The sequence below is a fragment of the Kitasatospora sp. NPDC057223 genome (assembly GCF_042669755.1).
GTDB lineage: Bacteria > Actinomycetota > Actinomycetes > Streptomycetales > Streptomycetaceae > Kitasatospora.
In genome coordinates, this window is sequence record NZ_JBHUWW010000015.1 from 22191 (window position 1) to 35157 (window position 12967).

The 12967-nt window shown below is 70.3% G+C and carries 13 protein-coding genes and 3 pseudogenes; 12 read left to right on the forward strand and 4 right to left on the reverse strand.

All coding sequences use genetic code 11. The annotated features are described in order from the left end of the window. Positions 1–543: 543 nt before the first annotated feature. From ACFUK0_RS08720 to ACFUK0_RS08730, 3 genes and pseudogenes are all read right to left on the reverse strand, one after another. Positions 544–1551, reverse strand: a pseudogene (locus ACFUK0_RS08720) (transposase). 275 nt (positions 1552–1826) lie between these two features. Beyond that, positions 1827–2228: an HAD hydrolase-like protein gene (locus tag ACFUK0_RS08725; RefSeq protein ID WP_380247643.1), complete on the reverse strand. Its 402-nt coding sequence runs from the start codon at positions 2226–2228 to the stop codon at positions 1827–1829. Continuing rightward, positions 2225–3423, reverse strand: a pseudogene (locus tag ACFUK0_RS08730) (IS30 family transposase). Before ACFUK0_RS08730 ends, ACFUK0_RS08725 begins: the two are co-directional and overlap by 4 nt. A gap of 1078 nt (positions 3424–4501) precedes the next feature. Between ACFUK0_RS08730 and ACFUK0_RS08735 the strand changes: the two are divergent. The 10 genes from ACFUK0_RS08735 (at position 4502) to ACFUK0_RS08780 (ending at position 10909) form a co-directional block, all read left to right on the forward strand. Further along, on the forward strand, positions 4502–6145 hold the full coding sequence (locus ACFUK0_RS08735; protein WP_380247645.1) for an ATP-binding cassette domain-containing protein: 1644 nt from the start codon (positions 4502–4504) through the stop codon (positions 6143–6145). Continuing rightward, a complete protein-coding gene (locus ACFUK0_RS08740) occupies positions 6109–6363 on the forward strand; it encodes a hypothetical protein (protein WP_380247647.1) in 255 nt (84 codons plus the stop codon). The genes ACFUK0_RS08735 and ACFUK0_RS08740 overlap by 37 nt, the downstream gene beginning before the upstream one ends. 1 nt (position 6364) lies before the next feature. Then, positions 6365–6838, forward strand: a complete 474-nt coding sequence (locus tag ACFUK0_RS08745; RefSeq protein WP_380247649.1) for a GNAT family N-acetyltransferase — start codon at positions 6365–6367, stop codon at positions 6836–6838. 77 nt (positions 6839–6915) lie between these two features. Next, positions 6916–8277 (forward strand): NUDIX domain-containing protein, encoded by a 1362-nt coding sequence (locus ACFUK0_RS08750; protein ID WP_380247651.1) that lies wholly within the window; start codon positions 6916–6918, stop codon positions 8275–8277. Beyond that, on the forward strand, positions 8274–8765 hold the full coding sequence (locus tag ACFUK0_RS08755; protein WP_380247653.1) for an NUDIX domain-containing protein: 492 nt from the start codon (positions 8274–8276) through the stop codon (positions 8763–8765). The genes ACFUK0_RS08750 and ACFUK0_RS08755 overlap by 4 nt, the downstream gene beginning before the upstream one ends. Next, positions 8762–9652 (forward strand): aminoglycoside phosphotransferase family protein, encoded by an 891-nt coding sequence (locus ACFUK0_RS08760; RefSeq protein ID WP_380247655.1) that lies wholly within the window; start codon positions 8762–8764, stop codon positions 9650–9652. The genes ACFUK0_RS08755 and ACFUK0_RS08760 overlap by 4 nt, the downstream gene beginning before the upstream one ends. Before the next feature lie 35 nt (positions 9653–9687). Continuing rightward, positions 9688–10173: an NUDIX domain-containing protein gene (locus ACFUK0_RS08765; RefSeq protein ID WP_380247656.1), complete on the forward strand. Its 486-nt coding sequence runs from the start codon at positions 9688–9690 to the stop codon at positions 10171–10173. A 1-nt stretch (position 10174) separates the two neighbouring features. Beyond that, positions 10175–10417 (forward strand): hypothetical protein, encoded by a 243-nt coding sequence (locus ACFUK0_RS08770; protein WP_380247658.1) that lies wholly within the window; start codon positions 10175–10177, stop codon positions 10415–10417. A gap of 67 nt (positions 10418–10484) precedes the next feature. Further along, positions 10485–10715 carry a hypothetical protein gene (locus tag ACFUK0_RS08775; RefSeq protein WP_380247660.1) on the forward strand — a complete coding sequence of 77 codons (231 nt, stop codon included), beginning with the start codon at positions 10485–10487 and terminating at the stop codon, positions 10713–10715. Beyond that, positions 10712–10909: a hypothetical protein gene (locus ACFUK0_RS08780; RefSeq protein ID WP_380247662.1), complete on the forward strand. Its 198-nt coding sequence runs from the start codon at positions 10712–10714 to the stop codon at positions 10907–10909. Before ACFUK0_RS08775 ends, ACFUK0_RS08780 begins: the two co-directional genes overlap by 4 nt. An 8-nt stretch (positions 10910–10917) precedes the next feature. Here the strand turns inward: ACFUK0_RS08780 and ACFUK0_RS08785 are convergent. Further along, a pseudogene (locus ACFUK0_RS08785) lies at positions 10918–11897 on the reverse strand (IS5 family transposase). 50 nt (positions 11898–11947) lie between these two features. Between ACFUK0_RS08785 and ACFUK0_RS08790 the strand changes: the two are divergent. Further along, complete coding sequence (locus tag ACFUK0_RS08790; protein ID WP_380247737.1) at positions 11948–12370, forward strand: NUDIX domain-containing protein; 423 nt, start codon at positions 11948–11950, stop codon at positions 12368–12370. 132 nt (positions 12371–12502) lie between these two features. Beyond that, positions 12503–12967 (forward strand): hypothetical protein, encoded by a 465-nt coding sequence (locus ACFUK0_RS08795; RefSeq protein WP_380247663.1) that lies wholly within the window; start codon positions 12503–12505, stop codon positions 12965–12967.

Below are 12967 nucleotides of genomic sequence, written 5' to 3' on the forward strand. Positions count from 1 at the left end.
GTCCGGTCCGGTCTGGTGCGTGGGCTGCTCCGTGCCGGGCCCGCGCGCCTTCCGTAGTTCCCCACGTGGTCAGCGGATACGCAGACAGGAACCGTTCAGCGGGCCGAGCCTGTGGATGTTGCGGAGGGTGCAGCGAACGGCGCTGCCGGCTGGCTCGGCATCGGATGCGATTGCCTAAAGGAGCACGCCGGTGACGGCGATGAACGCAGCGGTCATCAGTACGGCCGGGATCCGGTTGTGCGGGTCCTGTTCCTGGTGCGGGACGTCCGGTTCGCGCGGGGGACCTTCCAGGCGGTGTGTCTCCTGGAGCGTGTCATGCCCGACTGGTTCTGACGTGCCTCGCGCGCCCTCCCGCACGCTCTGCCGCGACGCCCGACGAGGCGGCAAGTCTTGGTCTCGGGATCACTCGGACTGAAGGCCTCGGCGTCGGGAGGGGGCGGCTCCACCTGCCGCTGCGGATCCGAGCTCAGGACGCCTCGCGTTCGTCCGGCTGATCATCCAGATGCAGGACAACGGCTACCTAGGGCCTATTTGGAGTCGTGATCATGTGGCGGGGTCGAGGCTGCGCATCCAGATGATGGATCCGCGTAGTTGGAGCCCCGCCATGTAGCTCTCGGGTGTTTTGTCGCATCGGGTGGCCAGGCCCGGATCTTGTTGATGCAGCGCTCCACCGTGTTGCGCTCCTTGTACTGCTCGGCATCGTGGGAGACGGGTCGGCCGCCAGCGCTGCCGCGCTTCTTGCGGTTGGCGGCCTGGTCGGCCTTCTCCGGTATCACCGCCTTGATCCCGCGTCTGCGCAGGTAGGCGCGGTTGGCCCGCGAGGAGTAGGCCTTATCGGCGGCGACCGCGTCGGGCCGGGTACGCGGACGGCCGAGCGGCCCTCGCACCTTGACCTTCTCCAGCACCGCGACGAACCGCGGGCTGTCGGCGGCCTGCCCCGGCGTGAGCACGAAGGCCAGTGGGCGGCAGCGCCAGTCCGCGCGAGGTGGACCTTGCAGGTGAGATCGCCGCGAGAACGCGCGAGCTCCGCGGCCCTGAGCCGGGCCCGGCGGCGCCGACGCAGCCGTCGACGCTCGGCGCGATCCGCCTCAAGCAACACCGCCTCGACGGTCACCGGGGCGGTTTGCCCGGTTTCTGCTGCCCCTATTCCTCCGCTGCTGCCTCCTCCAGGGCCGCCAGCACCTCGGGGCCCACCACCATCCCGGCCGCGTCGTGGTGCGTGCGGGCCACCGTGGAGTCCACACTGACCAGCGACATGTCCGCCTGTCCACGCCGGGCGGCCTCGGCGAACATCGCCTCCATCAGCGCGGCGAACACGCCGCCGTCGCGCCACTGGGCGAAGCGGTCGTAGACCGTCTGCCAGGCCCCGAACCGCGCCGGCATCTCCCGCCACCTGCCGCCACTGCGGAACTTCCAAATGACGCCCTCGAACTGTTCGCGCAGATGCTGCGGATAGGGGCCATACCGGCCGATCGGCAGGAACGGCTCAACCAGCCCCCACTCGCTGTCACTCAGTTCGCATCGCGTCGCGTCACAGCAGTGTTCTACCAGCCCCGCCCGGCCCGCGGCAGGCGAACCAGGCAATTAATCACAACTCCAAACAGACCCTCGCGGCCCCGGCAACTGGGTCGTACCGTCGGCCCGCCATGTTGCCCCGTCGGTGAGATCCTTCCGGGCCACCGACTTCAACCACAGCCGTTCGGTGAAGCCGGTCAGAGCTTCAGCACACTCGGCCCTGTCCTGTCCGTGCTCCCGCGGCCTTGCCAGTCGGCGACGCTCAATGCGTAGCCGGTTCCCGCAGCAACCTCGTTGCCGGGCCGACGGGCTCAGGCAAGGAAACTGGGGCCGTCGAGACGGCCGCCGCCGGTCAGTTCCATGACGGCCTCCAGGAGTGCGCCGAGGTCCTGCAGGTCGTCGAGTACCCGGTCGGCGCCGGCTACGGCCAGCTGCGGCACGGAGGTGGTGCCTGAGGCGATGGCGATCACCCTGGCGCCGCCCTCGGCGCCGGTTCGCACGTCCTCCAGCGAGTCGCCGATGATCACCGTGTTCGCAGGACCGAAGGCAGTGTCGTAGCGATCGGCGGCGCGGCGTTGGGCGATGCCGACCAGGGCCGGCCGATGAGAGTCGTCGGAGGCGAAGCCTCCGACGCTCAGATCCACATACCGCTCAAGATCGAAAGCGCCGAGCTTGATGGCCGCGCTCTGCTGAAGGTTGCCGGGTGAGTTCAACCGGTGGTTGCAACACCAGGCTGTTGTAGTGAGCGTAGCTGTTCCTCGAACACCTCGGTCGGCGTCCGCCAGCCGAGGACTTCCGGGGCCGGTTGTTGATCGCCAGCGCGACGGCTTGGAGGTCCTGGGACGACCACCGGGAGAGATCGGTGCCCTTCGGGAAGTACTGACGCAGCAGTCCGTTTGTGTTCTCGTTCGTCGGTCGCTGCCAGGGTGAGTGCGGATCGGCGAAGAACACCTTCATCCCGGTATCGAGAGTGAGCTGGGCATGGCCGGAGAGTTCTTTCCCCCGATCCCAGGTGAGGGTCTTGCGTAATTGCTCGGGCAGCTTCGACATCGACTTGGTGAGCGCCGCGTTCATCGCGATCGCGCCGTAACCCCCGAGCGAGGTGCCGTTCTTCACCGGTGGGTTCTCGCCCCAGCCTTCGAGCCGGGGCAGGTGCACCAGGAGCGTGGAGCGGCTGCTGCGCTCGACAAGTGTGCCGATCGCGGAGCGGCCCGTCCCGATGATCAAATCACCTTCCCAGTGTCCGGGGACCGCGCGGTCCCCAGCCTCGGCGGGGCATTCGCTGAGGACGACGTCCGCGGTGACATGCCCTTGCGGCTTGTTCTGCGACCGCCCACGGGGAGTCCGCAGTGCCCGGCCGGTACGCAGACACGTGACCAGCTCCCGCTTGAGCGCACCGCGGCCTTCGATGAACAGCGCCTGTTAGATCGCTTCGTGGCTGATCCGCATGGACCCATCATCGGGGAAGTCGAGTTCAAGCCGGCGCGAGATCTGCTCCGGACTCCACGCCGTCGCCCATCTTCTGTCCTGCCGGTGCGGCTTGTTCAGCCCCTTCCACACGGGCGTCCTGGGCCCGGTGACGATCGTGCCGTCGGGACGACGGACACTGCCGGCGAGCCGTTCCTGCACGTATTCGCGCAGCCTGTCGTTGCCTGCGAGCTTGGCTGTTCCCGGTCGCTTCGCGGCCTGCTGTACTTTCCACTGAGCGACCGTGGCCCGGTACTCCTGCCGCCCGCCGCGAGTGGCGGCGTTGCGGCGCAACTCGCGCGAGATCGTCCCTGGGTCACGCCCGATCGCTCGGGCGATCTCTCGCACGCCCTTGTCCTGTGCCCGCAGGATCGCGATCTCCTCTCGCTCCTCGAAGAACAGATAGCGGCCGGTGGCCTCGGCCAGGGAGATCGGCGGCATGCCGCCAGCGTGACGGAACCACCGAGCACCGACCGGCCACGACACCCCGACCGCCAGCGATGCCTCAGCCGTCGTGACACCCGTGGCGATCAGCCGCCAGAACTGCCGCTGCACCACCCTCGACGGATCAGGCCGACCAGGCGAACGCATCGCAGGCCTCAGCGCCCGGTCAGCACGCCACTGACGCCGAAGCCCCTCGGGCGCATCGCCAGACTTCCTGATCCAGTCCTCCGTAGCGATCTTGAACACCTCCGAAATCAAGGTGTTGCGACGACCGATTGAATCCGCCAGCGCCCACTTCCATCGGTGACGACAACAAAGGACTGCAGCCCACCCCACTTCCCGTCCGAGACGAATCCGAAAGGTGACTTGGTCATACCGAGCCGCTCCGCGGCCAGGCCGGCCCGTCGCCCTCCCTGCCCTCCCCGCCATCACCAACCTCACCCCCACACCGGGTCGACACCACTGTGATCGCCAAGTTCGGCCCTCCACCAGTGGAGCCTGGAATCCCGGCACTGTCCGCTACACAGCCACAGCCGCCGGCTGCGGCAGCACCCACGGCCCCAGCTGCCCGAAACCTCTCGGGCCACTGACCAGCCGAACGGGTGAAAATCCGGCGACGGCTACACCCTGCGCGAGCTCCTCACCCACGAGGGCATCCGCAGCCACCTCGACCCCCGCCCGGGCGAGACGCTCGAACGAACTCGTACCGCCTGCGCACTGGACTCCATGGCCCTGCCAGCCACCCTGCACAGGCGGGCGGAGGAAGCCTCCGCCCGTGCTCGGACAGTGATCGAAAAGTCCCCGTTCGACCCGAACACGCCCGGAGGAAACCCACTTGAACGAACCATCCGCACAGCACCATCATCAACGCCTGCTGGAACCGCCATCCTCTTCAACTGACCCTTCCAAAAAGCGACTTACCGCTTCGGCCGATCGCCGCGGCGCTCTGCGCAGCGCGCCCACCCGTCCGGAAGGCCACCGGACAGTTAACCGATCCATCGATCTTCGAACACCAGGGGACAGCTTGACCACCGCAACGACGGCAGAGCCCACCGCTGACCCGACACCCGAAGACATGGCCCTCCGGTTCGCCGGCGCCGACGTCGAACTCGCCTCCGGACAGGCCCTGACCATGCGCAGCGTCGCGCGCCGTCTGCCCGCTCTGGTGCGCCGTGTGCTGGCGATGGCGTGGGAGCGTGACCGGGCGGCGCTGGCGGTCCTGCTCGTCGCTCAGGCCGTGTCGGGTGTCGCCGGGGCGTTCGGGCTGCTGGCGACGACCGCGATGATCCAGGCCCTGGTTACGTCCGGTGACCTGGCGGCGAACCTGGGGCACGCCGTGCCGTCCGTCGCGGTGCTGGCTTCGATGGCCGCGACCCGGGCGGTGCTGGGGAACGTGGTGCGGGCCATGTCGGAGCGGATCGGTCCGAAGCTCTCGCGGGCCGCCGAGCGCAAGCTCGTCACGACGGGGACGGGCGCGGAGTACGCGGCCTATGACAACCCCGGCTACAACGACCGGTGGGAGGCGGCGGACCGCGGGGCGAACACGGCCCGCGACCTCCTCGGTGACACGCAGAACATGATCGCCTCGCTGGCGTCGGTGGCCGCCGCGGCGGCCGTGCTCTGCACGGTCCACCCGCTCCTGCTGGTCCTCCTGCTGGTCGCGGCGCTGCCCCAGTTGGCCGCCGGTGTGATGAGCGCGCGGATCTACTACATGGCGTTCTTCTCGACCTGGGCGCTGCGCCGGATGCTCTCCCAGCTGCGGTTCTTCCAGATCGACAGGTCCGTGGCCGACCAGGTGCGCACCAACACGCTCGCGCCTTACCTGTTGTCGCGCTACGACGAGGCGTGGGACACGGTCGAGGCCAGCAACGACCGGGCCGCCTGGCGCAGCGCGCGGACAGGGCTGGCCGGCTCGGCCGCGGCGGGTGTCGCGTCGGCTGTCGTGTGGGGGGCGTTGTGGTGGCTGCTCGCGCACGGGCACATCTCGCTGGCGGCGGCGGGCACGGCGGTGCCGGCGATGCGCAACGCCTCGGCATCGATGGAGGGGGCGACGTCGTACGGTGCCAGTCTCTACCGCAACGGGATGTACCTCGCCGACTGGCAGACGTTCATCGACGAGGCCGCCGGCCACCGCCTCGCCCGCGGCAGCCTGGTGCCGGCTGCTCCGGAGACCATCGAGTTCCGCGGCGTCGCCTACCGCTACCCGGATGCCGACCGCCCCGCGCTGGACGGTATCGAACTCACCCTCACCAGGGGTGAGATCACGGCGGTCGTCGGGATCAACGGCTCGGGCAAGTCGACGCTGGTGAAGCTTGCCTGCGGCCTGCTGCTGCCCACCGAGGGGCAGGTGCTCTGGGACGGCGTCGACATCCGCGAGCTGGACGCCGAGGCCATGTGGCGCCAGTGCTCGGTGGTTCCGCAGGACTTCGCGCACTGGCCCATGACCTGCCGCGAGAACATCCAGCTCGGCCAGCCCACCCGGACGGCGACGAAGCAGTATGGGCCGCGGCGCGCGCGTCCGGCGCCGACGAGACGATCGCCGCGTTCCGGTCCGGTCTCGACACCCTGCTGGCCAAGCAGTGGTGGGGCGGAGTGGAGCCGTCCAAGGGCGGCTGGCAGCGCCTGGCGGTGGCCCGGGCCACCACCGCCCCGGCAGCCTCCTCGTCCTCGACGAGCCGACCAGTGCGATGGACCCCCCGCGTCGAGCACCGGATCCTGACGGGCCTTCCGGCCATCGCCGCCGAACGCACCACCGTCTTGGTCACGCACAACCTGGAGAACACCCGCGTCGCCGACAAGATCGCGGTCTTCGACGACGGCCGCCTCATCCAGTACGGCACCTACCCCGAACTCGCCGCCCGTGAGGGAGAGATGTTCGCTGACCTCCTCGCCCTGCAGAAGGACCGCGCCGTCCCCGCCCAGCGGAAGGAAGCCTGACGTGATCCCCGCCCCGCCCTGCGCCGAGCTCCGCCAGGCGAGCCCGGACGACGACGCCGAACTGACCCGGCTGCGCCTGGTCATGCTCGCCGCCGCCGGCCTTTCCGCCCCCGACGACGCCTGGATCGGGCGCTGCCTTACCTACTTCGCCGAACACCTGGCTGACGACCCCGCCTTCAACGCCTTCGTCGTGGCCTCCGGCCGGCGGCTGCTGGCCTGCGCGGTCGGCCAGTACATCCCGCGCCTGCCCCGGCCCGGCGCCGGGCCCCACATCGGTCACATCACCTCCGTCGCCACCGACCCCGATCACCGCCGGCAGGGCCACGCCCGGCGCGCTGTGGAGGCGGTCCACCGCTGGCTCGCGGACGCGGGCTGCTCAAGCATCCTCCTGACCGCGACGCTCGACGCCGAGCCCCTGTATCGCTCCCTCGGCTACGGCACCGACGCAACCCCCCTCGTCTGGTCGGCGCCATGACCGCAGCCGATGAACAGCCGCTCCCCGCAGTCGTGCCGAGCGGTCCTGCTCTCCCGAGACACCAAGGAGCCCTTCCAGTGATCGACTTCGGCGTACTCATCGAACAGGCCGCCCGCGAGGGCATCGATCGGATCGGCGTCGGCGTCGTAGTCCGCGACGCCTCGGGCCGGATCCTGCTGATCCGTTGCGCCCCGCACGACGTCCTGCCCGGATTGTGGGAGTACCCGGGCGGCGCCCGCGAGACGGGCGAGGACGTGCCCGCCGGAGCGGCACGCGAACTCGCCGAGGAGACCGGGCTCACCGGCCTTGCGCTGGAGTACACGCGGAGCCTGGACTTCACCAACCAGCGCAGGCTTCGTGTGCGGCAGTTCGTCTTCACCGCTGTTGTGCCGGACGGCACGACGGTGGCCCTCTCCCGGGACCACGACGGTCACCGGTGGGCGAGCCCGGACGTCCTGCCGCCGACCAGCGACGGGCAGCGGGAGGTCATCGAGTGGCTCACCCGGCGCCTGGCCATCCCGGGTTGGCGGCCGGTCGGCGGCTACCTGACCACCGTGGCGCGGCCCACGAGCTACGGCTGCTTCCTGGTCACCGACCCGGCCGGCCGCGTCCTGGGCATGCGCTCGGCGATCAATCCGGAGGTGTGGAACTTCCCGGGCGGCAACGTCGAGAACGGCGAGTCCCCGTTCGCTGCCGCACTGCGCGAGGCCGAGGAGGAGCTGGGCCTCGACCTCGCCACCGAGAACCCCGAGGTGATCACCCGGCGACGCCTGGTCGCCGTCATCCACACGCAGGCCGACGCCGAGTACCCCGCTCCGGTCTGTGGCTACGTCTTCGACGGCGGCACCCTCACCGACGAGCAGCAGGCCCGGATCCGCCTGGATGCGGACGAGCACACCGAGTGGCGCTTCGAGAGCGTCCACGACTGGTACGCGCTGATGTCCCTGTCCCACTACCAGCGGCTCCTGCAGGTCCTGCGCGCCCACCGCTCCGGTATCCCCCTGTACCTGGAACGCCCGGCCCCGGAGGACGACTTCGAGGGAATCATGGTGTTCGTCACCGACGGGCACGGCCGACTGCTGATGCACCACCGCGACGACAAGGCGGGCATCGCCTGGCCGGGCCACTGGACCCCGATCGGGGGCTGGCGCGAGGGCGAGGAGACACCCCAGGAGAACGCAGCCCGCGAGGTCCTGGAGGAAGCCGGCATCCAGGTCAGCGGACTGCGGATCGTGCCCGGCCCGCACCACGAACTGGTCTCCCCGCTCACCCGCGTCCTGCACGCCGTCTGGGACGGCCCCGAAAGCGACCTGCAACTGGGCGACGAGGGACTCGCCGTACGCATGGTCCCCCTCGACGAGGTGCCCGCCCTCAAGGTCCCGCCCTACATGGAGCACTACCTGCCGCTTCTGGCCGAAGCCGCCCGGAGGTTTTCGTGAACCACAAGGACACGCCCCACACCTCGGTGTCCGAGGTACCGGCGGGCCCGCCCACCCTGATCGTCGGCGTGCACCTCGTCTTGGTCGAGGACGGCAGGGTACTGCTCGGCCGCCGCAGGAACACCTCCTACGCCGAGAACCACTGGCACACGCCCGCCGGCCACATGGAACCCGGCGAGTCCGTGCTGCGCTCGATGGCCCGCGAGGCCGAGGAAGAACTAGGCATCACCATCGCCGAGGACGACCTCGTCCTCCTCCACACCGTCCACCACCTGGACGCGGACGACGGCCGCGGCAGGCTCCAGCTGTTCTTCCGCGCCACCCGCTACGAGGGCCAGGTCGCCAACCGCGAGCCGGACAAGTGCCACGAGCTGCGATGGTGGCCGCTCGACGGCGCCCTCCCCGACGACACCGTCCCCTACACCGCGCACGCCCTCGCCGAGATCAGCGCGGGCCGGTCGGTCTCAGCCGTCGGCCGGCCGGCATGAACGCCACCACGGTGCTGCCGCCGAACGTCGAACGGCTCCTGCTCGCCGTGGTCGGCCGGCGCGCCGTGCTCGCGGTGCACGTCCTGTCCCGGGCCGGGGAGCCGGTGGTGTGGGAGGTCCAGGACAACGGCGGTGCCCGCTGGTTCGCGAAACGGCACCAGAACGCCCTGATGCACCGGCGCGAGGTCGACGGCTACCGCATGCTCGCCCCCGCCCTCGGCCCCGGCCGCGCTCCGCGCCTGCGCGGCCAGGATCCGGACGGGCTGCTCATCGTCACCGACGCCCTCGCCGGAGCGAGCGTGCGCACCGCCAGCCTCGCCCGGCCCGCGCTCGTCGAGGCGTACCGGCAGGCCGGGGAGATCGCCGCGCGCATCCACACCCACCCGCTCCCCTCCGGGCCGGCGCCGAAGCGTTCCGACTGGGCGGAGGAACGGAAGCGGGCCCTGGCGCTCGCGCGCGGTCTCGGCCTGCCCGGCGAGGACCTCGACGCCCTCGCCGACGCCACCCGCACCCCGCCGCCACAGCTCCCGCTCGCCTGGTGCCACGGGGACTTCGGGCCACGGAACTGGATCGCACAACCCGGGCCGGACGGCCCGCGCATCGCGGTGATCGACTTCGAGCGCAGCTGCGTCGAGGAGCCGGTGCGCCGCGATCTGATGCGGATCCTCTACCAGATCACTCCCGGCGACCCGGGGCTTCGCGCGGCCTTTCTCGCCGGGTACGGCCGTCCCCTGTTGCAGGAGGAGTTGGCGGCGTGCCGGGCGTGGGCGGCGATCGACTGCCCGTCCGCGATGCGCTGGGCCCTCGACCACGGCGGCGATCCGGAGATCCTCGGCTACGCCAACACGGCGCTCTCCCTGGTCCGCGACCCGAACCCCGTTGCGTGACCCCCCTTTTCCTCACTACCCGTTGGAGTTCCGACATGCAGTCCCTGCGTCAGGCCGTGTGCGTCATCGTCCACGACGAGAAGGCGAGCAAGGTCGCCTGCGTCCACTACTCCAACGACTCCTGGTCCACCGTGCCCGCCTGGACCGTTCCCGGCGGCAAGGTCGAGGAGGGCGAGCGTCTGGACGAGGCCGCCGCCCGCGAGCTGCTGGAGGAGTCCGGGCTCACCGTCGCCCCCGAGGACCTGCGGCTGGTCCACACCATCCAGGTCAAGGCCGGGTGGGACGGCAAGGGCCCGTTCCTGCTCTCGGTCTTCGCCGCGACCTCGTGGCGGGGCGAACTGACGAACACCGAGCCGGACAAGCACCTCGCCGTCCTGTGGATGGACGCCTCCGCGCTTCCGACCCCGATGTTCCCCACCTCGCACGCAGCCCTCACCGCCTACCTCACCGGCGACGGGCGGGGGTTCTCCACCTACGGCTGGGACGCCTCGCAGGACCTGCGCGCCCTGGTCGGGGCATGAGATGGCCCGCCACCGCCGCCCGCCCACCGGCGAGCAGGCGGCTCTGCCTGCGGACGTCGACCTACGGCTGCGCGCCATCACCCAGGGCCGCACCATCACCGACGAAGGCGTCGTCACGTTCCCCGGCGCAAAGCACCCGTACGCCTACCGCCACCTCTACCGGCCCGACGGAGGAGTGGACCGGCTCCTGGAGCGCCTGTCCCCCGGCCCACTGCACCCGCCCGGCCCGCTACCCGCCAACTAGGCCCGGCCGAGCCCAGTCCCGACGAAGCGCCCATCGACCGGCCCCGAAACACCGAGGAGCCCCCGCAATGATCAACTTCGACGTACTCACCGAACAGACCGCCCGCGAGGGCATCGAACGGATCGGCGTCGGCGTCGTGGTCCGCGACGCCTCCGGCCGGATCCTGCTGATCCGCCGTGCACCGCACGACGTCCTGCCCGGCCTCGCCGAGGTACTCGATCTCAACGTCCCGCCCTACCTGCAGCACTACCTCCCACTGCTGGCCGAAGCCGCCCGCCCCGAAGGAGTCCGCCCGTGAGCCTGCCCACCGTCACCCGTCAGCCGGCCGTGCCGCAGCCCTGGCAGCACCACGACCGCACTACCCTGCTGGACACCGGCTCGTACCTGATCCACCGCGACACGGTGACCCAGCCCGACGGCACCGCCGGGATCTTCGAGTACCACCAGGCCCGGACCGACGGAGCCCTGACGATCGCCCTAGGGCCTGTGTGATGTTGTGATCAGTTGAGTGGTCGCACGAGGTCGTCTATCCAGATCATCGAGGCGCGGAGGTGAAGGCCTGCGAGGTAGCTCTCGGGCGTCTTGTCGAACCGGGTGGCGATGCCCCGCCAGGCCTTCAGCCTGTTGATCAGGCGCTCGACGGTGTTCCGCTCTTGGTAGAGGTCGGTGTCGTGGCCGACGGGTCGCCCGCCTTTGCTGCCCTTCCGTTTCCGGCTGGCAGCCTGGTCCTTCTTCTCCGGGATGACAGCCTTGATGCTGCGTTTGCGCAGGTAGGCGCGGTTGGCGCGGGACTAGTAGGCCTTGTCTGCGGCGACCGCGCCGGGCCGGGTGCGAGGCCGGCCGACCGGCAGGCGCACGCGGACCTTGGCGAGGACGGGGACGAACTGTGGGCTGTCGCCGGCCTGTCCCGCGGTCAGGACGAGCGCCAGCGGCCGGCACCTACGGTCGGCGGCGAGATGGACCTTGCTGGTCAGCCCACCCCGTGACCTGCCGAGCAGGGCCTGCTTCAGACGGAGCTTGCGTCGCAGCCGGACCTGTCTGCGCTCGTCCTGTCCGTTCTGTTCCTGCGACTCGCCCCCTTTTGTCGGGCCGCCTCCTGCTCGCGCGCGGCCTCCTCCAGGGCCTGCATGAGCTCCTCGTCGACGAGCATCCCGGCGGCGTCGTGGTGGGCGCGGACGGTCGTCGAGTCGACGCTGACCAGCGACAGGTCCGTCTTTCCCTCGCGGGCGGCCTCGGCGATCACGCCTTCGAGCAGGGCACTGAACACGCCGGCGTCCCGCCAGACCCGAAACCGGCCGAAGACCGTGGACCACGGGCCGAACTCCTCAGGCATCTCCCGCCACTGAGCACTGGAGCGGAACCGCCAGATCACCCCCTCGAACTGGTCGCGAAGCCGTTCGGGGTAGGGCCCGAACCTGCCGATCGGCAGGTAGGGCTCGATCAAAGTCCACTGCTCGTCGGTGAGTTGCCTACGCGTCACAACCAACATTCCTACCGGGTTCTGCCCCGGAGCAGGGGCAGAACCCGAAGATTGATCACAACACCACACAGGCCCTAGACGACGAGGGACGGATCGCCATGGTCCGCTACCGCAGCTACGTCCACGACGAGATCCTCACCCCGCCCGGCGGCAGCCTCGACCCGGGCGAGAACCCGCTGGATGCCGCACGGCGCGAACTCAAGGAAGGGGCGGGCATCACCGCCGGCACCTGGAGCAGGCTCGGCGAGATCGCCCTGATGACGAAATGCACGGCCAGGCTCCACATCTTCATCGCGCGGGACCTGACGATCCGCGAGCAGGAACTGACCGCCACCGAGACGGGCATGACCGTCGAGTGGTGGCCGCTGCAGGAAGCGGTGGCCGCCGCCATGGACGGCAGGCTCCTGCTCTCCGGCGCCGCCGTGTCGATCCTGATGGCCGCCAACACCGTCCACCTCGTGGGGTGCGCGTGAACATCCCTCCGGCCGGCGCTCCCGCGCTGTTGCACGCCTGGTCGGTCCCGACGCGCGAGTACGCCCCGCCAGGAGGAACGCCGGGGCCGACGGCACGCCTACACCCGGCTCGATCCGGTCCGCACCGCGCTGGTGGTGATCGACATGGTGCCGTTCTTCGACGGACCGTACACGCGCGGCGTGATCCCGCAGATCCAGGCGCTGGCGGGCGCCCTGCGCGAGAGCGGCGGGCTCGTGGCCTGGGTGCTGCCGGGCCCAGGCGGGCCGCATGCGGCCCGCGAGGAGTTCTCCGGCCCCCGGGTCGCGGAGCTGTACCGGACCTCCGGCAGCAGCGGTCCGCTCGCCGGGCGCCTGTGGCCACAGCTCACCGTGGACGAGAGCCGCGACCTGCTGGTGGAGAAGGCCGTGTCCGGCGCCTTCTTCCCCGGCTACTGCCCGCTGCCCGACGCCGTCCGGTCCCAACCGCGCCACGTAAACCGCGCTCATGGCGACCCAGCTGAGCTGGGCCTCGACCGCGCGCATCACCACCGCACAGACGAACGTACTGACCGCGATATACCGATGGTTCTGGTCCGCCTCGATCCCGATCTGTGGTGA